This is a genomic window from Helcococcus sueciensis DSM 17243, from assembly GCF_000423145.1.
In the GTDB taxonomy this organism is placed as follows: Bacteria; Bacillota; Clostridia; order Tissierellales; family Peptoniphilaceae; genus Helcococcus; species Helcococcus sueciensis.
Genome location: NZ_AUHK01000018.1, coordinates 19,401 through 42,920 on the forward strand (window position 1 = coordinate 19,401; position 23,520 = coordinate 42,920).

Sequence of the window (23,520 nt, forward strand, 5' to 3'; positions counted from 1 at the left end):
ATTTACCTCTTTTCATATTGTTGTATCATGTTTATTAATTCTTGATAATTACCCTTTTTAATAGTTTCGATATTATTTGAATCATTTAATATTTCTGAAATCTGTGCAAAAAGATTCAGATGTGAATTCTTATCTACTAAACTAACTACAAAAAACACATTAACTTTTTTATCTTTTATATGACAAGGCTCATCAAAGACCAAAATACTTGCATCGATTTTATTTACATATTGAAACTCATTAGAGTGTGGAAATGCTATACCATCAGCAATGACAATATATGGACCGAATTTTTCAACCATTTCAATCATACTATCAATATATTTTTTATGAATTGAATTATTTTCTACAAGCACTTGTGATGCTAATTTTATTCCCTCTTTCCAATCTTCAACTGATTTTACTTTTGTATACCTATTTTCAACAAGTAAATCACTTAAAAATATATCTTGAGACTTATCATCAATTTCCTTATTTAAGAAAAACTTTATTAAATCTTCTTTTAATTTATCTTCATCAAAAATATCAGCTCTTTTTTCAATTATTTCTATTAGTTGATTAATATTTTGTCTTCCAACAAGAGGATTAGAATAAAATATCTTCTCAGTTAACTCAAAAATATTATATGAAGTTAATATTGGTTTAACTACCAATACATTATCAAAATCATCAATTGGCACAGTCGAAACTATATAATCATATTTTATTTTTAAATCATATAATTCACTAATAGACACACTACCAACTATATTAATTGTAGGTATATATTTGTATAATTGAGATTCTAATACTTTTGATACTATTAAGCCATTAGGACAAACAATTAGCACTCTATTTGAATTTGAAGAAAATGAATCTAAATTTGCACCGTAATACATAGTTAAGAAACCTATTTCAGCTTCTCTCATGTTCTTAAATATTTCACTGTCAGTTTCTTTAACAGCATCTTTTACTAAACTTAATAAATATCCATAATTATCTTTTATTTCATCTAATAATGGATTGTATACAGGAAAATTATATTTAATTCTATAAAAAGAAGTTTGCAAATGTCTTGAAATATCTATCTTAAATGAAGTTTTATTAATTATATTTGAAGCAGAAATCTTTTCAAAATTCAATATCATTTCATCCACAAATGAATTGATGTCTTCACTTATCTTTTCATTTTTTTGATTAGTTAAACTGGCTATAAATGCGACAAAATACTTTAATTCTATATCATGCTCAAAATCCAAACATGATTGTACAATTTCAAAATAATCTAGGTTTACAACATCGTCATAAATATTTGTATTAGATAAAAATCTATTTTTTCTATGTCTAATATCTAAGAACTCTAAAAACTTTGATAATTGCGAAATTGAGTAATCTGTCAAATAAAGATTGCTAGATCTATTTATTTCCACAACTCGTTTGTCTGAATAGCTCAAAAGATTTTGATCAGTAGAAAGATAATTTAAATAGTAATCTCTTACTTTTTCCTCATCACCTTTTATTGAATAGTTTTTATCAAATTGTAGAGAAATTCCTTTGCTGTTTAAATCAATCCTTATATCTTCAATATCATTAAATACCGTTCTCTTACTTACCAATAACTCTTCAGCTACATTATCAATAGTTGTAAACTTATCATTAAAGAATTTATCAATTAAATAATTAATACGAAATTCTTTATCATCAATAAAATTAGCATTTAAATTGAATTCATTAATTATTTTTCTATCACCTATATAAAATAAATCGTCGTTAGCTTTCTTTAATTCTCCATATTTTTTAATTTCATAATTTATATCTTTAATATCATAATAAAGCGTTCTATTAGAAATTTTAAAGAATTTCAACATTTCTTTAAACGAAGATTTCTCTTCTTGAATAACTTTTTCTAATATTTGAAATTGTCTTCTCTTCATCTAAATAACCCTTTATAATTATAATAAATAAGATAAGGTATCATAAGTAAATCATGTGATACCCTATCTTAATGACTTTACATTATTTTACATTTTTCTTAGGTGATACCACATTTAGTAATATTGGTAATAAGAAAATTACTATACAAATAATTAATAATGGTGTACCTGTTACAAATCTTGCTATATTACCTAAAATAATACCAACTGTTGAGAAGTCAGCATCTGAGAATGTTGTAGCTGCAAATCCTAAATTACCCATTACTGGCATTGTAATAACTGGTAAAATAGTAATTAATAAACCGTGCAAAATACCACCAATAATAGTTCCCTTTAGACCACCTTCAGCATTAGCAAATACGCCAGCTGTAGCTCCACAGAAGAAGTGAGGCACTACACCAGGAAGAATAATAGGTAATGCATTTGAAAATGCTGGATTTATTAAAATTAAACCAAACATACCTATAATACCACCAAGGAATGATGTTAAGAAACCGATTAATACTGCATTTGGAGCGTATGGGAATACAACTGGACAGTCTATAGCTGGTTTTGCATTTGGAACTAATTTATCAGCAATACCTTGGAATGCTGGAACTATTTCAGCTAAGATTAATCTTACACCTGCAAGAATAATGTAAATAGCACCTGCAAAGCTCATACCTTTAACTAAAGCGTAAACTATCCAATTTGTATATCCTGTTAATTCTGTACCTGCTAAAGCTCCACCTTCTTGTAAAGCTTGAGCATAATCTGGTTTAATTGAAGCTACAAATGTTACTACTATAAATACTAACATCATAGTGATTGAGATTGCAACGGTTGTATCACGCATGAATGATAACCATTTAGGGAAATTAATATCTTCTGTTGATTTAACTTCTTCTCTAGATTTTTTACCTCTTGTAGCCTTACCTACTTGAGCTGCAAACCAATATCCTACTGTTGAGAAGTGACCTAAAGAAATATCTTCTGTTCCTGTAATATGAGTCATTGTTTTTTGACCTAATGCTGGGAATATTGCCATTACAAAACCTAACATTAATGAACCAGCTAAGATTAATTGCCATCCTTCTAGTCCCCCAACTGTTAAAACGATAGCTATCATAGCTGCCATGTATAATGTATGGTGACCTGTTAAGAAGATATATTTTAATCTTGAAAATCTTGCTATAACTATATTTGCAACCATACCAAACATCATAATCCATGCTGTATCTGAAGCATAATCAACTAAAGCTGTAGTTACAATAGCTTCATTATTTGGTACAACGCCCTTTAAATTAAATGCATAATTGAAAATAACGCCAAAATCTGTTAATGAACCTGTTTGTAAGAATGATGCCCCTGCTGATAAAACCAAGAAACCAACTATAGTTTTAATAGTTCCTCTTACTACATCTGGCGCTTTTTTCTTTTGTAAAACTAAACCTAATAACGCCATCAAACCAACTAAAATAGCTGGTGTGGATAAAATTTCTTGTAAAAATAATAAAAATTTCATGAGTCCCCCCTAATTTATCAATAATTGATAAATTTCTTCTATACTATTAGAATTAATGATCTGATTAATTTTTGATTCATCACTTAGCAAATCTGCTAGAGCAGCCATTATTTCTAGATGCTCCTCAGATCCCGAAGCAGCTAGAGTAATAAACAGTTTTGCAGTTTTTTTATTTGCTTCAAAATCAACTGAAGTATGATTTACTAAAACCGCTATTTGATTATCAATTACACCTTGATCTGGTCTAGTATGCACAAAAGCCACATCTTCAACCAAAACATAATAAGGTCCAAATTCATTTGTATTTTTAATAATTTCTTCTGGATATCTTGATTCAACATATCCTTGCTCTATTAAAGGTTTTGTAATAAGATATATTGCATCTTTCCAGGAAATATTTTCATCTATAATTGATATATTTTCTTTCTTAAGTACATCTTTAATTTTCATGATTACCTACTTATATTTTCAAGTACTTTTGTGTGAATATTTTCAGATGTAAGATTGTATTCTTTTCTTTGATCTTCTGCATCTCCTACTTGACCAAATCTGTTTTCAACTCCTATTCTTATAAGTTTTGTACAAATATGATTATCAGCAATTATTTCAGCTATTTGACTTCCAAGTCCACCAATTACATTGTGATTTTCAAAAGTTACAGCTATTTTTTTATCTTTTGCACTATTAATTGCAAGTTCTGTATCAAAGGGTTTAATTGAGAACATGTCTATAACTTCACAACTTATTCCATGCTTTTCTAATTCAGAAGCCGCTTCTAAAGCATGTATTAAAAGTCCACCCATAGAATAAATTACAACGTCATTACCTTCTCTAATTACATTTCCTTTACCAAGTTCAAATGTAGAACCTTCTTCATAAATCTTTGGATTTGCTTTTCTATTAGCTCTTATATAGTGTACACCTTTTAATTTTGCAACTTCTTTAATACACCATTCAAATTGAACTGAGTCGCAAGGAGCTAATACTATAGTATTTGGAATAGCTCTCATAACAGAAATATCATCATAAGTTGAATGTGTTCCACCATTTGCAGCCGCATAAAATCCTGGATCAGAACCCCAAATATTTATGGTGTTTCCTTGGTAAGCTCCAGCTATAAATATTTGATCCAATGCTCTTCTAGTAGTAAACGGAGCGAATGTATGTATAAATGGGATATATCCTTTTATAGATATACCTCCTGCCATACCAACCATATTAGCTTCAGAAATTCCTGCTTGAATATATCTTTTTCCATATTTTTTTTGAAGAGCTAATGTTCCTGACGCTCCACCAAGATCAGCTTCAAATACAACAACTTTTTCATTTTCTTGCATTAATTCATCAACAGTATTAACAAAAGCTTTTCTAAGTTCAATATCCTTATGTTCCTTACTTAGTTTCCACATATTCATCACCTCCATTTTCAATAATAAATTTCTCAAATTCTTCAATAATTAAATCTGTTTCTTTATCAATTTCATCATTAAATTTTGGTGCATGATTGTCGAGTCTATTATAGAAATATGGGAATCCTTGAGCTTTTATTGTATCTAACACAATACAAGATGCTTGTTGTTTATTATTAATTGCCTTTTCAATCGCCTTATCAATTTCTTCTAAACTTGAACCATCGACTTCTTGAGTATAAAATCCAAAAGCTTCAAATTTCTTTTTAAGATCAAATGGATTCATAATATCTTCTGTTGTTCCATCTAGCTGCATTTTATTATTATCAATAAATAATACCACTTCATGTAATTTATTATGTGCTAAAAACTGAAACGCCTCCCAAGTTTGACCTTCATTAAGTTCTCCATCACCACAAATTAGAAATACATGCTTATCAGAATTTTCCATTCTTAAAGCATAACCAAGTCCAGTCGCTAAAGAGGTTCCTTGTCCTAACGATCCTGTTGTAGCATCCACACCTGGAGTCTTTAATCTATCAGGATGAGAAGGTAAATTTGTCCCAATTTCATTTAATGTATAAAGCATTTCTCTATCGAAAAAGCCTTTTAATGCTAATGTTGAATATAACGCTGGTCCTGCATGACCTTTTGAAAGTACAAGATAGTCTCTATCCTCCTTATGAGGTTTTTTAGGATCAATATCCATATACTTGTTATATAAAACAGTTAATAATTCAACTATGGATAAAGATCCACCAAGGTGACCATATCTTCTCCATTTAAGCATTTTTAAGATTTCAATTCTAAGTCTTTTACTAAATTTGTCTAACTCAATATAATCTTTTCCCATAACATAAACTCCTTAATATTATTCGCTATAACTTTCTCCTAATTCGTCAAATTTAGCTTTTAATTTATCTTTAAGTTCTTGTTTAGATACTATATTGTCTAAAGCAATTACATTGTCTAACTTTTCAACAAATGTTTCTAAATCTCTTCCTACTACAAATATATCTGCTGAACCTGGCTGTGCATCAGATGTTGTTGAATGGAATACTTCGATATCATCTCTACCTAAATCCCTTAATATCTTTTCGATATTCATTCTTACCATTAAGCTTGATCCAATACCTGAACCACAAGCTGCCATTATTTTCTTTACTGACATAGTGTTCCTCCTATATTTTTTATTTAGGTTTTAAGGTAACCTATAACCTTGTGTTATAATAATTATATCAACTGGTAAAATATCGTAAATTGCAAATGTTTGCAAAAAATAAATTATCTTTGCAAACATTTTAACCTATATATTTAAATCTTTTTTCTCTTGTTATAAAATATAAACATACATTTAGATTTACAAATCGGAGGAAATATGTACAAAAATTTTTTAAGAATTGCTTCCGCTAATATCAATATAAAATTATTGAACATTGAAGCAAATAAATCTGAAATAATAAAATATATAAATTACGCAGCTCAAAACGGAGTAGATATACTTCTATTTCCAGAACTTACATTAACCGGAGTAAGTAGCGGAGAATATATTGCAACAAAGGAAATTGTTAAAAGATCTTATGAAGCTCTAAAGGAGATAGTTAGTACTTCAAAAAATTTTAATACAATAATATACCTAGGACTTCCGACATATAATAATGGAAAATATTACAATACAATGCTTTCCATTCAAAATGGTAATATAATTGGCGGAAAATCAAAATCTTATTTAAATAAATTTGAACAAAATATTTTTAATTCTTTTGAAGATTCATATTCTTTTGAAATAGATGGTACTACAGTTAATATAAATCATAATTTTATGCTAAATATAAAAAATTGTGATATTACTATTGATGTTCAATTTGAGAATTTAGTAAATTATGCAAATATAGATTCAAATAATAAATATGACTTATTATTAATCCCTGGAAGCGAAACAAGAAATGCTCTTAGCCTAGATTCTTTTAAATATAATCTAATCAATCTATCCAAGAACAGAAATAATGTAGTAGTTTACGCAGGACCTTCTAGCAATGAATCCAGTTCAAATGCTATATATTCTTCACAAAAATATATTGTTTCAAATGGCGAAATTATTGAGCAAGGAAAAGATTTCTTAAACGGTATAATTTATAATGATTTCCATTTATCTGAACTCAAAAGAGATGATGTAATATTTGATAATTTCTTTTCTGAATACTATAATTTTGAAACTATTCTTGAAGAAAAAGAAATCCCTATCAAAAGAAAAATTAATCCTTATCCATATTTCCCTACTAAGGAAAACTGGAATTCTTTCATGAGAAATATTGTTGATATTCAGTCAGAAGCATTAGCAAGAAGAATGAGACAAATCCCTGATAAAAAAATTTATTTAGGACTTTCTGGCGGTCTTGATTCCACATTAGCTTTGATAATCGCATCTCTTACTTATTATAAACTTGGATATGATTCAAAAGATATTCATGCGGTAACTATGCCTGGACTTGGAACATCCCAAAGAACTAGAAATAATGCAATAGAACTTGCAAATTCTTATAATGTAACACTTGAAGAAATCTCAATAAAAGATTCAGTAATTCAACATTTCAAAGATATTAATCATGATGAAAATCAATATGATGTGACATTTGAAAACTCTCAAGCCCGTGAAAGAACACAAGTCTTAATGGATCTTGCGAATAAACATGGTGGAATAGTGCTTGGAACTGGCAATATGTCAGAGATTGCACTTGGATGGTCAACATACAATGGTGATCACATGTCTATGTATTCAATTAACTGTGGTTTACCAAAGACTCTATTAAGGGAAGTAGTAAAATTCATTGCAGATACTACAAACAAACAAATTCTTAAGGACACTTTACTTGATATAGTAGATACTCCAATTTCTCCTGAGCTTCTTCCAACAAATGAATCTGGAGAAATTGAACAAAAAACAGAAAATAATGTTGGACCATATGAATTACATGATTTCTTTATATATCATCTAATAAAAAATAAATTAGAAATCTCCGAGATACAAAATCTATGCGAAATTGCTTTTGCAGACAAATATTCAAAAGAAGAAATAAGCAAATGGTATATAAAATTCTTATCAAGATTTATTACACAACAGTTTAAGAGAAATGTCGCTCCAGATGGACCGCAAATTCTTGATTACTCGCTAAATCCAAAATTCGGATTTACTATGCCTTCTGATATTGATGCAAATGCATTACTTATGAATGTTAAAAGATATTAAGAAAGTGTTCATATTATATAAATAAGAAAGTGTTCATATTATATAAAATAGAAAGTATATAAAAAAGAGAGGCTTATTGTATAGAGGACAAATGGGGACTTTTAATGTAGAAAAGATACCACTTAAATACCATTTCTGAAAAATGAAAAATATTTTTAAAAATACCGAAGGAAAATAACGATTTTTCTGAGAATAGAAATAAAATTAGCTAAAAACCGAAAAAAAGAGCCGGATTGTTAACAAAACGTAACAAACAGGCTCTTTTTTAAGTGCTAAGCTCCATTTCTAAGTATATTTTCGGCAAATTTAATAATAAATCTTAAAAAACTGAAAAACAGCCAAATTTCTTCTGAGAAATTAAAAATAAATCTAAAAAAACTGAAAAACGGCAAAATTCCTTCTGAGAAATTAAAAATAAATCTAAAAAAACCGAAAACGGCAAAATTCCTTCTGAGAAATTAAAAATAAATCTAAAAAAACCGAAAACGCAAAATTCCTTCTGAGACTGCAACAATCCTTCTGAGAAATGAAAAATTAAACTGAAAAAACCGAAAATGCGAATTGTAAACAAAAAACCTATCTATTCCTTATTTTACAAGCTCGACTATTAGTTAAAATTATTTACAAATGCTTTAATCTCATTTTCATCATTAATCAGCACTTTATTATCGTTATATACTCTATATGATACATTATTAAAACTAGTATTATCCTCTCTAAATCCTTTCATTGAACTATGTACAAATGTTACATCAGTGTAATTTATAAAATCTTTTAGATTTGAACTATTTAAACCTGCTCCTGCAATTATTTCTATATTATTACCATAAATTTCAATTAAAGATTTTAAATTATCTTTCCCTTCAATAGCATTTTCATAAAGTCCAGAAGTTAATATAGCGTCAACACCTATTTCTATCAAAACTTCGATTGCTTTGTGCATATCATTTACATTATCAAAAGCTCTATGAAACACCATTTTTTTATTATTACTATGAATTATTCCGCAGAATTCTTTAGTTCTCTCTCTATTAATCGTATAATCAGAATTTAAAAAACCTACAGCTATTGCATCTACATCTTCTTTCATAAATATTTCTAAATCCTTTTTCATATTTTCATATTCATCATCAGTATAGTTGAATCCACCAGGTCTTGGTCGAATCATAGCAGTTTTATTCCCATCAAATACTTCTGAAACTAATTTTATTAAACCTAGTGATGGAGTTATACCTCCAAGATTTAATGATGAATTGATTTCTACAGAATCCAAATTATATTTTTGAGCAAGTTTTGCTCCAGCAAAAGATTCTATACATAATTCAATTTTCATTTTTACTCTCCAATTCTTTGTTATAAGCAATAATTTGTTTTAACGACTCATTTTTAGAAACACCAGCTATCCTATGTTTATCACGAAGTTCTAATAATTTTCTAAATATAGGACCACTCTTTATTCCATTTTCAATTAAATCTTTACCTTCTACATAATCTCTTGACATATATTCATTGAATATTTCAAGTCTATCATAAAGAAAGTCTTCACTATTTTCCTTTTCAACAAGCGAAATTCGTCCCCTATCATCTGCTATTGATAATAATATTAAATCATTTGGATCAATAGAATCAAAAAATACTCTATTTGTAGATTTAATCTTCGATTTATCTCTTGCATACATATTTGGTTTCATATGAAGAAGAGTCATATTTATAACATATTTTACTATAAATTTTTCATCAGTTAATCTTCTTAAAAAAGTTTTCGCAAGAGGAATTCCTTCTTCTTCGTGTTTGTAAGAATGAATTTTACCATTTTCAATGCTTGTTGCAGTATATTTACCAAAGTCATGACACAATAAGGCATACATAAATTCTTTTTTATAATTTACTCTATCAAGCAATTTAGATCCCTCATCTAGTACCATCAATGTATGATTATATACATTTCCTTCTGCATGAAATTTTTGAGATTGATCAATTTCTTGTAAATGAAATAATTCTTTAAACCAATAATTAAGATGATTCATTTTATCCATATATTTAAAAAATATAGATGGATTGCTTGAAAAAAGGCCTTTATTAACCTCTTCATAAACCCTTTCTTTTGAAAGATTTCTAATATCTATATTTTTGCAAAGTTCAATAGTTTCTTTATCTATTTTATATCCAAATCTAGCTGCGAATTGACAAGCTCTTAAAACACGTAGTGGATCTTCCTGAAACTTTTCCCCATTGACAAATCTTAGAATTCCATTTTCGATATCTTCGATACCATTAAAATGATCAATATATTCTCCTGTAAGTATATCTTTCATTATTGAGTTTATTGTAAAATCTCGTCTTTCACTAGATTTGTAAGTCCCTATAAACGGATCAACTTCTATATCAAAATCTGTGTGTTTTTCTCCACTTTTCGTTTCAATTCTTGGTAAAGCGATATCCAAATTATATTTTCGAATGGTATAGATACCAAATGATTTTCCTATTTCAAGTACATCACCAAATTCATTCAAAATTTTTTCAAGATCATTTTTTTCAATACCATGAATTTCTATATCAATATCATTATCTATATTATTTGTTTGACCAAACTTTAATCGATATTCATCACGAACATGTCCTCCTACAAAATAAGCTCGGCCTCCATTTATATTAACTTTTTTTGCTATTTTCTCAGCAATATCGAGAGATTTATCACTTTTCATATATTTATTATATCATTAATCTTAATCGATAAAATTATAATCAATAGTCTATAATATATAATTAAATAAGTATTTCCTCTAAAATGCATTTTTCTAAATTAAGTGATATAATAAACTAGAATTATTCTATATCATTTTTTATATTATGATGACTAATTTGGGATAATTTACTTGATACACAATAATTATATAGTTATTATACTTAAATTTAATATAAAATAATAAGGAGAAAACATGGCAAATATTCTATTTGAAAAAGAAAATGTATTTTTAAACCAACAATTCTTATCTAAGGAAGAAGCAATTAAATTTGCTGGAAAAAAATTACAAGAAGCAGGATATGTAACAGAAGAATATACAGAATCTATGTTAAATCGTGAAGAGATTCTAACTACATACATCGACAATGAAATTGCTTTACCACATGGTGATAGAGATTCTTCAAAATATACACTTAAAACAGGAGTTGTTTTTATACAAGCAAAAATTGGTGTAGATTTTGGAAATGATGATGTTGCTAAATTAATATTTGCATCTGCAGGTATTGGAAACGATCATTTGAAAATACTTTCAAGTGTTGCAAAATTAAGCAAAGATTTAGAGTCAATAAATGAATTAAAGAAAACTGATGATTCTGAGATTGCTTACGACTTAATACAAAAATATATAAAATAATAAAATATTTTAAGGATGCTTATATAAGCATCCTTTTTTAGTATATATCTATTATTCATATTTAATATAAAAAGGCATATTTGTATCTAACAAATATGCCTTTTTAATTCAATATATAATTTTAAGCTTGATATCTCAATTCACCATCTAAATAAGTTCTTTCTAGATTCAATTGTTCATCAAGCACAATGAAGTCTGCGTCTCTACCTTCTAATAATACACCGCATTTATCATCAATTCCTACAGATTTAGCTGCGTGATAAGAAGCCATATCTATAGCTTGTTTAACAGTTGCAATATTCCAATCATGAACATTTTTAACCGCAGTCTTCAAATCTAAAATCGAACCAGCAAGTGCACCTGATTCTAATCTTGCTGTACCATCTTTAACTATTACTGGGAATTCTCCCAGTCTAGACATACCGTCACCTAATCCACCTGCTCTCATACAGTCAGTAATTAATAATATCTTATCATGTCCTTTAACCTTCATTGCAATACCTGCTGATACTGGATGTACATGATGTCCATCACAAATTAGTTCAGCATATGCGTCACTATACATTGCAGCTCCTACCATACCAGGTTCTCTATGGTGAAGTCCTCTCATACCATTGTATAAATGTATAAATATATTAGCCCCCGCATTTACAGCGTTGATTGCTTCATCATAAGTAGCATTACTATGTGCTAAAGCTACATATATTCCCATTTTTTTCGCAGCTCTTATAAATTCTATTACTCCTTGTCTTTCTGGTGCAATAGCGATTTTTTTAATAATTCCACCAGATAAATCTTGCCATTTTTTTAATTGTTCAATTGAAGGATCTGACATATATGAAGGATTTTGAGCTCCTTTATATTTTTCTGTAAAATATGGTCCTTCCATAAATATACCTTGGACTTTTGCCCCTTTTACATCTTTATATTCTTTACCTATCAATTCAACCGCATTTTCTAGGTTTTCAGTAGAAGAAGTTAATGTCGTTGGTAAAAATGATGTTACACCCATTTCTAACATTCCTACAGACATTGTATTCAGAGCTCCAACTTCACAGTCTGTAACATCTGCTCCTTTATATCCGTGAACATGCGTGTCTACTAAACCTGGTGCAATATACTTATCACCTAGATCTTCATATTCACCATCATATTCAGATAGAAATTCAACAATTTTACCATTTTCTACAAGCATAAAACTATTTTCTAAAACACTTTCTTTAGTAAATATTTTTTTAGCTTTATAATACTTTTTCATTACTCCCCCCTATTATTTTGTATATTCTTTACTACTGTTTCAAAACTATTTATAACATTATTAACTTCTTCTTCTCCTATCAAATCAATAATATTATCTGCAATTTTAAGACTTCTCTCATGTTCTTTTTCATAAATTGCTCTACCTTTTTTAGTAAGTTTTATCTCAACCACTCTTTTATCAATCACATTTTGATTTTTTGTAATTAAATCTTTTTTCTCAAGTTTTAATAAAATAGCATTTATTTGCGACTTTAATAAATTCATCTTTTTAGATAATTCTGTCGTAGTCACATAATTTTCACCATTATATTCAGCATTGATTATATAATTAATTACTATAATCTCATTAAATGATAACTCCAGTAGAATTCTATTTTCTCTCAATTCCATATTTAAATCAACCCATGAGTTTATAAATCTTTCTTGCAAATTCTTTTTCATAGTTAATAATAAGCTACTACTACACCTCCTGGACCTGCATGAGTCCCTATTGTAGTACCAAGTTGAATTATATTTACTTGTTGCTTATCAACTCCTTTCATATTCTCTATAAACAGTTCTAAATTAGTCTTATCTAATCCACTATATCCAAAATAAATTCTATCTATATCTTTACCTTCTATATCAATATATTCATATAATTTATTAAAACCCTTTTTAATTCCTCGAGATTTGTCAATCATTTCTACTTTTCCATCAACAACACTAAGAATAGGTTTAATAGAAAATAGTCCTCCTATAAGACTTTGAACTGATGAAACTCTTCCACCCCTTTTTAAATATTCTAAGGTATCTAAAATTCCATATACTTTTATTTCGTTTTTAATAGTATTCAATTTATTGACGATTTGATCAAATTCTAATCCTTCATCTATCATATCTTTAGCTATATCAATAAGTATTCTTTCACCTATAGTAGCATTTCTACTATCTATAACCTCTATTGAATCCTTATATTTTTCTCTTGCAAGCATCGCACTTTGATAAGTACCAGAAACTTCACTACTAATAGTAATACAAATTCCTTTATCACCATTTTCTACAATATTCTTAAATACCTCTTCATAGTCATGCGGTGATGGTTGGCTCGTTGAAGGTTTAGCACCTTTATTAATTAAATAGTCAAAAAAATCATTCTTTGTTAATTCAATACCATCTCTATAACTTTTATCTTCTAAATTTAAAATCAAAGGTATAAAATCTAAACCCTTTTTATTAGCTTCATCAAGCGTGTATTCACTTGCTGAATCAATTATTAATCTAATTGTCATATAAAGCTCCTTTATTGTTTATATTATGAACTATATTCATTCTATAAATATATATTAAGATCTTTTATATGTCAATTTTCAATTTTCTATTCTTTTTCAATATCATTGATTATAAGATTTACTATTTCGTCCTTAGATATTTCTTGTGTTATTATCTTTTCAGAAATAAATCCTATAAAATCTCTTTCGCTCCACCATCTTTTCATTTCTTCTTCTCCAAACTCTGATCTTTTCCATCTAGTTTGATGTCTTCTCAAAGTTTCTTCAAAAGGCAAATCAAAATAATAAGCGTAAATATTATCTCCGTACATCTCTTTGGCAAGCTTAAGAAGTTCTTCATATTTTTCTTTTCTAAAAATCCCATCCATTATGGTGACCTTATTATTTTCATGTCCAAATTTTAATAAATGTATAAATAAAGGTAAAGCTTCTTGATCTTCACCTTCTAAAGCTAAAATCATATCTCTTGAAACATTATCCTGAGATATCATTAATGTATGAAGTCCAAAATACCTCTGTAACTCTTTTGCTACCGTCGACTTTCCACTTCCTGAGTTTCCACGTAAAATTATTAATTTATTCATAACTACTCCACTTTTGATATTATTATAACACATCAAGATATAATTTTAATAAAAAATATATATTATTTTTAATTACTAATATATTTATTTATAAATGTTAAATTTTTGATACATTTTACATTTCACATATAATTCCCTTAGAAATTATTTAATTTTAGATATATTAGTTCTACCATTACATAACAAAAAAATTGCTTATTTCTAAGCAATTTAAAGTCTTTTTATTAAATCAACTAAGGCGTTAACTGCCTCTTCTTCATCTTCTCCTTCTGCTCGTATAGTTATTTCTGCACCTTTACCCGCACTCATACTTAATACGCTCATTATGGATTTTCCATTATAAACTTTATCGTCTTTAATCACGTCTATATGTGATGAATATTTAATCGCTTCTTGTATAAAAAGAGACGCAGGTCTAGCATGTAAACCTATTTCATTTGAAATCACTACTTTTAACGCGAACATATACACCTCCTGAATAATCTATAATATTTTATCTTTAAGTTTTGAAAACATTTTCATAATACATTTATTCTAGACTATTCTATAAAAAAAATCAACCTATAATGTAGGTTGATTCTTAAATTTTACATTTATTATGCCAATAAATCTTCATACTCTTCATGCTTTTGAAAATAATCAACTACATAAGGACATATAGGCACAATTTTTCTGTTTTCTTCTTTTGCGAACTCTACTACTCTTTCTACCAATGTAGCTGCTATTCCTTGTCCTCTCAATTCAGGATCAACAACAGTATGTGTAATTACTATTTCGTTATCTTTCCCATCTTCAAAACTTATAAAAGCTTTTGGGTTATCCTTATTTTCTCCAATATAAAATATATAATCATCTCTTTTAATATCCATTTTATTCTCCTTCTTAATTTAATATTTTTATTTATTTAGTTAAATAAACTAGTTTTGATTCTAATAATTAAAAAATTATTGCAATATTAATAATAAAATAATACCTGGTATTCCAAAAAATCCTGCTACTATTGAATTAAGTGCATTAACTTCAACTTGTAGACCAAATATTCCACCTACTAGATTGAAAACAAATAATAATACTAGTCCTACAATTCCATTCCATAATAATGTCATCAATGTTTTTGTAGAAACTGATAAAAGTTTTAATATTCCCCATAATATAAATATGGCTAATATACCAGTTAATATGCCTAAACCTTCCATACATCCTCCTATTTTATAGTCTATTAATACCCAAGTTCAAAAATAAACTAACATCTAAATTCTAATTTTATGATTATTATTTATGATATAATCAAATAAAAAGGAGGCTATATGAAAAATTTTGATGATTTAAAATTTGAATTTAACAAGGGTTTCAAGACATCAAAAAAGGATAAATCTTTTTTTGAAATTTTTAAAACTGATTCAGGTTTTTCTAACAAATTTAGAAAAGGACAAAGATTTACAGCTATATTTTCTATAATAGTTTTTGCATTATTATATTATTATATATTTTTACCTCCATTAAATATAAGATCAATAGAAACTTGGATTTATTTTGGAATAATATTTGGTATTTTAGTTTTTGTTGGTGGTAAATCTCTTAAATTTTATAAAATTTATAGATATACATTATTTATTGGAATTATATTATTCGCAATTTTAAAACTTCCAGGTTTAGTTCTATTTCAATCTAGAAGTTATGCAAATATAATTAATATAAAACAATCAAATTTCCAAGAAGATATAGAAGAACTTCCAATTGATAAAATACCAACTCTAGATAGAGATACAACAGTAAAATTAGGTGCAAGAAAAATGGGTGAATTAATCGATCTCGTTTCTCAATTCGATATAGATTCTCAAACTTACACTCAAATAAACTATCAAAATAAACCTGTTCGTGTAACACCGCTTAAATATAATGGATTTATAAAATATATCTTCAATATGTCTGAAGGATTACCTGGTTATATGATGGTTGATATTGTAAATGCCGAAACTAATCTTGTTAAATTACAAGATAAAATCAAAATTTCAAGACAAGATTATTTCTTTAGAGATATTTATAGATATACACGTCTAAGATATCCAACTAAAATATTTGAGGAAGCAAATTTTGAAATAGATGATAATGGTGTTCCTTACTGGATAATACCAACATATAAACCATCAATTTTCTTCTTTGATGCATTAGATGTCGAAGGCGCAATTATAGTAAATGCTACAAATGGTGAACATAAATATTATAAAAAAGATGATATTCCACAATGGATTGATAGAATTTACAATGCCGACAGAATTATTGAGCAATTAAATTGGAATGGATCTTTAAAAGATGGATATATAAACTCAATATTCGCTCAAAAAAATGTACTTATGACAACTAGTGGTTATAATTATTTAGCATTAAATGATGATGTTTATCTCTATACAGGATATACTTCAGTAGCAGCTGATGAATCCAATGTAGGTTTTGTGCTTTCAAATTTAAGAACAAAAGAAACTAAATTCTATCCTGTTTCCTCAGCTGAAGAATCTTCCGCCATGGAATCAGCAGAAGGTGAAGTACAAGAAAAAGGATATAAATCAACATTTCCATTATTGCTAAATATAGATGGAAAACCTACTTATTTCCTTTCACTTAAAGATAATGCAGGTCTAATAAAACTATATTCATTTATAGATGCACAGAATTATCAAAATGTATCAATAGGAAATACCGTTGAACAAGCAATGATAAATCACTTATCAAATAATACCAATGCTAACTTGCCAGATATTCAAGAAAATATAGAAACATTAGAAAACGAAGGTTTTATAAGTGAAAAACATGAAGTAACTATAAATGGAAACACCTTCTACTATTTCCAATTGGAAAACAATCCAGAAGAAATATATATAGCTTCAATAAATCTTTCACCAAAACTACCTTTCAATGATTATAAATATATAAAATTCAAATATCAAAAACAAGGTAATATAAATAATGTAATATTTATTGATAGCTTAGAAAATTAATTTTATACTAAAGACCACACTTTTTATCTAAAGTGTGGTCTTATTATTGATATTTTTGTCTTTACATATATAAATTACAATTATAGTATTCTATTCAATAACTAAATTATTTATATATATTTCTTTTATCCTATCCATTAAAATAATTTCGCTTTCTATATCTTTTTCATAAGGATATTTCTCCCCTATTTTTAACATTTTTATTTTATATTCTTCTAATACATCTTCACCATATTTTAATTGACGAATTGCATATTCTAATCTTGTAATAGAAGGATTTTTTTTCATAGCTTTTTTGTACGTCTTAAATTCTTTATCTTCTAAAATAGAAATATCTGTGTTTTCTTTTTGCATCATTAAATCAATGGTTAGTTTATCTATTTGTAATAAAAATTTATATACTGGATGAATAGTATATTCATCTGACAATAAATCTTTTATTAGATTATAAGCTTTTATATATTCAAATTTTGACATAAGTCTATTCGCTTTGAAAACATCAATAGCTGAAATTATTATATTATGTTTGTCTCTTTCTTCTGGCAACTCAAAGTAGTTTTCTGGCATTTCAGAAAGTCCTATATTATTCGCCAATAAAGAATTGATTTTCAATTGATACCACATTGCAGATTTGGCGAGTGAATTTTCTTTGGCACTTTTAAGATTTTGTGCATCATTTGCAATGCTTGAACTGAATGGAATACCATTTAGTATCGCAAATAAAATCCCCATCAAAGAAAGTAATAATAATAAAAGTCCAAAATAATTCTTAGGTGTAAAAATATATATTGAATAAAATATAATCGATGTGATTACATTTAATATAACTCCACCTAGATGATATAGGACATAAGGATACGAACCATCTTCTTTTCTTTCAGGTGGTGCAAGTAGACATTGTCCACCAGTTCCTGCAAGAGAAAATCTTTTAATAGAAAATTTATTTTCATTTTTAATCAATATAATATTACTAACTCTAAATGAAGTAAATTTATATCCTGTTAATAGTCCAAATATTAAATGTCCATTTCATGTATTATAATTTGTAAAAATATAGCTATGTAAAATAGTATTACACTAATGATTATTCTTATAAATGGATCATTAATTTCTTTAGATATATAATGGCTGATATAATACCCCATTATAAACCCTATAATTAATAAATATGCTACAGAAATTATATTAAACAAATTAAATTTATTCTTCATCATAATATCCTAAACTTTAATCTTCTTTATTTGAAATTACATTTTTAATTAAATAATGTGGTCTATTTTTTACTTCCATATAAGTTTTACTTAAATATTGTCCAATTATTCCAAGGGATAAAAAGTTTAGTCCTGAAAATAGAAGAATTAAGATTATCGTAGTTGCATAACCTGGAACATTTATTTCAAAAAAGACTTTTTGAATAAATACCACTATCATATATATAAATGCTGCAAGTGAAGTAATCGTTCCTATATATGAAGATATTTTAAGCGGCAATGTACTATATGATAAAAAACCTTCCATTGCATATTTAAATAAAGATCTAAATGACCATGATGTCTTCCCGGAATATCTTTCATTTACTTCATATGGGATATATTTAGTATTAAAACCTACCCATGAAAATATTCCTTTTGAAAATCTATTGTATTCTCTAATATCTAAAATTGCATCTCTTACTTTAGAGTTAAAAGTTCTAAAATCTGATGCATTTTTTTCAAATTTTATATCACTAATTTTATTTATAATATTATAAAATGTATTTTTGAAAAATGTTAAAATTTTGGACTCTTTACGCTTTTCTTGATACGCTGAAACCATGTCAATATCATCGTCTTCATTTAAAATTTGAACCATTTGGTTTACATATTTAGGATCTTGTTGTAAATCTGAGTCTATAACTACTGTATAATCGCCATTAGCATGTTCAAGACCTGCTAAAATACCCGATTCCTTTCCAAAATTTCTGGAAAAATTAATTCCGATTATTTCATCATCTTTATTTTCTAAAACTAATTTTCTAATTTCTAAAAAGGTATTGTCTTTTGAACCATCATTTATGAAAATATACTGATATGAAAAGTTTGGTGAAAGTGTTTTTTTACATAATTCAAACATTTTTGATACATTTTTTTCTTCGTTGAAACAAGGAAAAACCAAACTAACTTTCTTCATCTTTCCTCCTAAATATTATTAGAATAGAACCAAAATAATTGGTCAATAATACAATTACATTTGCAATTATCTTTAATACAAGTTCGTTATAATGCATTACATCAACACCAACATACATTATAACAGTTTCTAAAGCGCCAGTTAAAAGTCTTACGGAAACAAAAGTAAATAATTCAAATAGTATTACTTTCATTTCAAGTGACTTCGATCTAAATACATATAATTTATTTACAACAAATGCAAATAGTACGGATACAAGCCATGCAATTAAATTTGAAGGTACATTTGGAATATTAAAAACCTTCAACGCTACAAAGTATGTAACAAAGTTTACAAGTGTTGTAAGTCCCCCAAAAAATATATAATTTATCATTTGCATATGTTTATAATAAAAGTCTTTAATTTTATCAATCATTACTGTAATCCTTAAATTTCACATAAATCTCATTATTATATTCAAATATTGAATCCATTGATGGATATACTTTTCTGTTTTTGATTTCTTTTATGAGATTTTCATCATCTATTTTATCGTATTCTTCATCAAAAATCATTTTTATTTTATTATTAAAAGCAAGATATCTTGATGGATACAATTTATAATGAATATGACCTGGAATTTTGTGTTCTAATAAAGTTGAAGCTAGAATATCATCTGTTGAATATTGTTTTGAAAATTCATTATCTATATCAGTATAGCCAATAAAATTAATGGTTTTATTTTCACTATAAAAATCTTTTTCCTCTATTTTGGTAATTAATCTATTAGTAAAAGCTTCTAGATGTTTATTATCTAAATATAGTGAGAAATAAACCCTATTTGTATAAAGAGTAAAATTAAATATATTAGCAAATAATATTGCAAATATAAGTCCTAAACTAGCTATTTTAACTCTATTTAATTCAAGATGCTTGTGATAATTTAACCTTAAATATCTTTCTAAAATTACAAATACAATTACATAATAAATAATATATGAATAAAGCATTCTAAGTCCTGCATATCCACCATTTATAAGTATATATACTAAATTTATTGTCAAAGGTAGTACTATCAATGATAAGAATAAACTCAAAATTTTATCTCTATTTAATCCGCCTTCAATTTTGATATTATCAAACAAAATATATATTATTCCCGAAAATAAAATAATATTTGCATATTTTAATACTTTTAAAATTCTAAAATTATCAATTATAAAGAATCTAATCGGATCTGTATACGCTCTTATTACACCCCATAATAATTTATGGATATCAAAAGTTCCAATACTATCAAGCCCTTGATAAGATGTAAGTTCAACAACGAATATATATTTAACTGAGATTATGTAAAATACTAATGTTAGTATAGAAATTATTCCTAAAATAAATACACGTTTAAAATAATTCTTGAATGAATCATTTTCATAAATAGATTTTACTGCGTAGTAAATAACAACTAAAGAAACACTATATCCCAAATAAATCTGATAAGTAGCTAAAGATAAAATATTTAATATAATATATAAAATTTTTCCTATATTTCCACCTTTAACATATACAAATGAAGCAATTGTACTCATCATTAGTGCAAATACATAACCATCAGCACTGTTCATATATAGATATTTTGCAACATCTGCTGGAAAGCTAGTTATTAGAAATGCCATAAGGAATATAACAAATTTATTTCTAAATTCTAATAATTTTACAATAAGTCCAAATGAAACACTTGCATATAAAGTTATCAAAAGTCCATTCATCCATGGCATACTCAATGGACTACTAATTCCTGAAGCGTATTGCAAGAACCACCTTCCAGAAATTCTAAGATCCATAATATTATATAATTGATGTATATCATCATGGTTTGTAATTTTATTTGCAAACATAAAACCATGAACTATCAAAGTTAATATAAAAAAGGTTAAAAAACTAAAAATTAATTTATCATCAAAAAATGATTTAATCCTCTTATTTATACTTTCTAATGTCATAAAACTCTCCTTGATTTTTTTATATTAAAAAAATCCACTTTCTTTATTATAAACTTTATAATATAATTGTACACATTATATTTTAAATAAATATTACAATTTAGTAAGATAACAAGATGATGATATTATAGATGAAAATTTATGATAATACAATTTCATTAAATATATTATTTTTTATCATTTATTTTTAGTAAAAGAATTGAAGAGGTACTATGTTAAACGAAATGATGAATAAAAGAATAGTTTTACCAAAAATTGTTGACTATATGCGTGAATCACAAAGAAAATTTTACAAAGAATTAGATAATCTTGAAAAATATTGTAACGAAAAAAACATTCCTATAATCCCGCATGAAACTGCTATATTTTTAGACTTTATACTATCATTAATAAAACCAAAAAACATTCTTGAAATTGGAACAGCGGTTGGATATTCTTCTATACTTATGGAAATGAATCTAGATAAAGATGGACAAATCATCACTATAGAAAGAAATCCAAAAATGTTTTTTGAAGCCGAAAAGAATATAAAAGAATTTGCGCTTGAAGATAGAATAAAAATTATATTTGATGATGCAAAAAATGTTTTAGATAAAATGAATAAAAAATTTGACTTCATATTTATGGATAGTGCAAAAGCTAAATATATTGAATTTTATCCATTCTGCATGGAAAAACTAAATTTAGATGGAATACTTATAGTAGATGATATATTTCAGGGCGGAACTGTATTTGATGACTTATCGAGTATACCTAGAAGAAATAGAAAAATTCATAAACGCCTAAATGAATTTTTAGACTTTATTCAAAATGATAGTTCTGTAAAATCCACCTTAATTCCTTTAGGTGATGGGATTATTATGATACAAAAATTATCAGAATATGACTATACAGAACTTAAAAATAAATATATATAAAAATACCAGAGACAAATATTTATAAATGTCTCTGGTATAAAATAATGTTTTATATCACCAATATTTTAAAATTATAGTATTATTTATCATCTATTATTCGTCTTCTAGAAATATAAGTAAGACTTATAATAGATAAAACTATTACATAAAGATGTATACTTTCTTCACTATCTCTTTCTTTTTTGACTTCAAATAAAATATATTTACCTATAATATATGATTTTTGTTCATTCCCTTAATTATTTTCTAGTAACTCTTGTGATTGAAGTTTATTTTCTTCTTCTAAATCTTTAATTTTTCGTTTGATTAAGATAACATAACTTTTGGTGTTATAAAAGTTAGCACAAGCATAAATGAAACAAAAATAGCTACTAATTTTTTATTCATTTTATTCCCCCTTTTAATATTTAAATAAAAAAATTAATTTTAAATAGCAAAAAATTAACCTTTGTTCTTCTATCTTAATAATACTACTTTTCAATCTTAAAACAAAATTGAAATAGTAATTTATCCGAAATATTAGATGTTTATTTCCTGTTATTGAATAATATAAAAAAAAGGGGCTGTTGCATAAGTCCCAATCACAAAAAAGACGAGAAACTTAAAAAGTCCTCGTCTTTTTTTGGTACAATGTAATTATGAAAAACACTAATAATCATACATCGTTACTTATTAATTCTACACTAATTAACGATACGATTCAATTAAAGTTAAATTTTAACATAGATGTGTATGTTCAAGATGATGTAAAGTTAAGGCTTGTAAAAAATATCATTGAAAGGATGGATTTATCTAAACTTCATCAAGTCTACTCACATTTTGGCAGAAAACCTAAAGTTAACCCTCTAACAATGCTTCAAATTCTAATATTTTGTTATTCAGAAAAAATAT

Annotated in this window: 24 protein-coding genes and 1 pseudogene; 5 read left to right on the forward strand and 20 right to left on the reverse strand. The window is 26.6% G+C overall.

The features are described from left to right. Positions 1–2 precede the first annotated feature (2 nt). The 6 genes from G534_RS0105060 to G534_RS0105085 form a co-directional block, all read right to left on the reverse strand. The gene (locus tag G534_RS0105060; protein ID WP_027348158.1) at positions 3–1,913 is read right to left on the reverse strand and encodes a BglG family transcription antiterminator; all 1,911 of its coding nucleotides are present in this window, start codon (positions 1,911–1,913) and stop codon (positions 3–5) included. An 82-nt stretch (positions 1,914–1,995) separates the two neighbouring features. Next, positions 1,996–3,417, reverse strand: coding sequence for a PTS ascorbate transporter subunit IIC (locus G534_RS0105065; protein ID WP_027348159.1), 1,422 nt, complete (start codon positions 3,415–3,417; stop codon positions 1,996–1,998). Between the two features lie 9 nt (positions 3,418–3,426). Further along, the gene (locus tag G534_RS0105070) at positions 3,427–3,867 is read right to left on the reverse strand and encodes a PTS sugar transporter subunit IIA (RefSeq protein WP_027348160.1); all 441 of its coding nucleotides are present in this window, start codon (positions 3,865–3,867) and stop codon (positions 3,427–3,429) included. A gap of 2 nt (positions 3,868–3,869) precedes the next feature. Continuing rightward, positions 3,870–4,826, reverse strand: coding sequence for a transketolase family protein (locus G534_RS0105075; protein ID WP_027348161.1), 957 nt, complete (start codon positions 4,824–4,826; stop codon positions 3,870–3,872). Beyond that, positions 4,810–5,679 carry a transketolase gene (locus G534_RS0105080; RefSeq protein ID WP_027348162.1) on the reverse strand — a complete coding sequence of 290 codons (870 nt, stop codon included), beginning with the start codon at positions 5,677–5,679 and terminating at the stop codon, positions 4,810–4,812. Before G534_RS0105080 ends, G534_RS0105075 begins: the two co-directional genes overlap by 17 nt. 18 nt (positions 5,680–5,697) lie before the next feature. After that, positions 5,698–5,997: a PTS sugar transporter subunit IIB gene (locus G534_RS0105085; RefSeq protein ID WP_027348163.1), complete on the reverse strand. Its 300-nt coding sequence runs from the start codon at positions 5,995–5,997 to the stop codon at positions 5,698–5,700. Between the two features lie 207 nt (positions 5,998–6,204). On the opposite strand from G534_RS0105085, the gene G534_RS0105090 reads away from it, so the two are divergent. Next, on the forward strand, positions 6,205–8,073 hold the full coding sequence (locus G534_RS0105090; protein ID WP_027348164.1) for an NAD(+) synthase: 1,869 nt from the start codon (positions 6,205–6,207) through the stop codon (positions 8,071–8,073). A gap of 607 nt (positions 8,074–8,680) precedes the next feature. Here the strand turns inward: G534_RS0105090 and G534_RS0105095 are convergent. Both G534_RS0105095 and G534_RS0105100 read right to left on the reverse strand, forming a co-directional pair. Then, positions 8,681–9,406: a copper homeostasis protein CutC gene (locus tag G534_RS0105095; protein ID WP_034596019.1), complete on the reverse strand. Its 726-nt coding sequence runs from the start codon at positions 9,404–9,406 to the stop codon at positions 8,681–8,683. Further along, complete coding sequence (locus tag G534_RS0105100; RefSeq protein ID WP_027348166.1) at positions 9,396–10,778, reverse strand: CCA tRNA nucleotidyltransferase; 1,383 nt, start codon at positions 10,776–10,778, stop codon at positions 9,396–9,398. Before G534_RS0105100 ends, G534_RS0105095 begins: the two co-directional genes overlap by 11 nt. 234 nt (positions 10,779–11,012) lie before the next feature. On the opposite strand from G534_RS0105100, the gene G534_RS0105105 reads away from it, so the two are divergent. Further along, the gene (locus G534_RS0105105) at positions 11,013–11,453 is read left to right on the forward strand and encodes a PTS mannitol transporter subunit IIA (protein WP_027348167.1); all 441 of its coding nucleotides are present in this window, start codon (positions 11,013–11,015) and stop codon (positions 11,451–11,453) included. Positions 11,454–11,574: 121 nt separating this feature from the next. Here G534_RS0105105 and nagA read toward each other — a convergent pair whose 3' ends face one another. The 7 genes from nagA to G534_RS0105140 form a co-directional block, all read right to left on the reverse strand. Next, positions 11,575–12,711 (reverse strand): N-acetylglucosamine-6-phosphate deacetylase, encoded by a 1,137-nt coding sequence (gene nagA, locus G534_RS0105110; protein WP_027348168.1) that lies wholly within the window; start codon positions 12,709–12,711, stop codon positions 11,575–11,577. Then, positions 12,711–13,154 (reverse strand): MarR family winged helix-turn-helix transcriptional regulator, encoded by a 444-nt coding sequence (locus tag G534_RS0105115; RefSeq protein ID WP_027348169.1) that lies wholly within the window; start codon positions 13,152–13,154, stop codon positions 12,711–12,713. The genes nagA and G534_RS0105115 overlap by 1 nt, the downstream gene beginning before the upstream one ends. 2 nt (positions 13,155–13,156) lie before the next feature. Beyond that, complete coding sequence (locus G534_RS0105120) at positions 13,157–13,984, reverse strand: DegV family protein (protein ID WP_051177436.1); 828 nt, start codon at positions 13,982–13,984, stop codon at positions 13,157–13,159. Between the two features lie 86 nt (positions 13,985–14,070). Continuing rightward, on the reverse strand, positions 14,071–14,568 hold the full coding sequence (locus G534_RS0105125) for an AAA family ATPase (protein WP_027348171.1): 498 nt from the start codon (positions 14,566–14,568) through the stop codon (positions 14,071–14,073). Between the two features lie 210 nt (positions 14,569–14,778). After that, the gene (locus tag G534_RS0105130; protein ID WP_027348172.1) at positions 14,779–15,033 is read right to left on the reverse strand and encodes an HPr family phosphocarrier protein; all 255 of its coding nucleotides are present in this window, start codon (positions 15,031–15,033) and stop codon (positions 14,779–14,781) included. Positions 15,034–15,164: 131 nt separating this feature from the next. Next, the gene (locus G534_RS0105135) at positions 15,165–15,437 is read right to left on the reverse strand and encodes a GNAT family N-acetyltransferase (protein WP_027348173.1); all 273 of its coding nucleotides are present in this window, start codon (positions 15,435–15,437) and stop codon (positions 15,165–15,167) included. 75 nt (positions 15,438–15,512) lie between these two features. Continuing rightward, on the reverse strand, positions 15,513–15,764 hold the full coding sequence (locus G534_RS0105140; RefSeq protein ID WP_027348174.1) for a pro-sigmaK processing inhibitor BofA family protein: 252 nt from the start codon (positions 15,762–15,764) through the stop codon (positions 15,513–15,515). Positions 15,765–15,875: 111 nt separating this feature from the next. Here G534_RS0105140 and G534_RS0105145 point away from each other — a divergent pair, with 111 nt between their 5' ends. Beyond that, positions 15,876–17,564, forward strand: coding sequence for a hypothetical protein (locus tag G534_RS0105145; protein WP_205617661.1), 1,689 nt, complete (start codon positions 15,876–15,878; stop codon positions 17,562–17,564). A gap of 90 nt (positions 17,565–17,654) precedes the next feature. Here G534_RS0105145 and G534_RS08440 read toward each other — a convergent pair whose 3' ends face one another. From G534_RS08440 to G534_RS0105165, 5 genes are read right to left on the reverse strand one after another with little or no spacing between them, the layout of a single operon-like run. Continuing rightward, positions 17,655–18,524 carry a hypothetical protein gene (locus tag G534_RS08440; RefSeq protein WP_051177437.1) on the reverse strand — a complete coding sequence of 290 codons (870 nt, stop codon included), beginning with the start codon at positions 18,522–18,524 and terminating at the stop codon, positions 17,655–17,657. A gap of 56 nt (positions 18,525–18,580) precedes the next feature. Then, entirely contained in the window at positions 18,581–18,775 is a 195-nt protein-coding gene (locus tag G534_RS08700; protein WP_156896576.1) for a hypothetical protein, read from the reverse strand. Positions 18,776–18,791: 16 nt separating this feature from the next. Then, positions 18,792–19,733, reverse strand: a complete 942-nt coding sequence (locus tag G534_RS0105155; RefSeq protein WP_027348176.1) for a glycosyltransferase family 2 protein — start codon at positions 19,731–19,733, stop codon at positions 18,792–18,794. After that, entirely contained in the window at positions 19,720–20,148 is a 429-nt protein-coding gene (locus G534_RS0105160; protein WP_027348177.1) for a GtrA family protein, read from the reverse strand. Before G534_RS0105160 ends, G534_RS0105155 begins: the two co-directional genes overlap by 14 nt. Next, complete coding sequence (locus G534_RS0105165) at positions 20,141–21,712, reverse strand: glucosyltransferase domain-containing protein (protein ID WP_027348178.1); 1,572 nt, start codon at positions 21,710–21,712, stop codon at positions 20,141–20,143. Before G534_RS0105165 ends, G534_RS0105160 begins: the two co-directional genes overlap by 8 nt. A gap of 212 nt (positions 21,713–21,924) precedes the next feature. On the opposite strand from G534_RS0105165, the gene G534_RS0105170 reads away from it, so the two are divergent. Continuing rightward, positions 21,925–22,629: an O-methyltransferase gene (locus G534_RS0105170; RefSeq protein WP_027348179.1), complete on the forward strand. Its 705-nt coding sequence runs from the start codon at positions 21,925–21,927 to the stop codon at positions 22,627–22,629. A gap of 638 nt (positions 22,630–23,267) precedes the next feature. Further along, positions 23,268–23,520: pseudogene (locus tag G534_RS08565) on the forward strand (IS1182 family transposase); the annotation flags it as partial.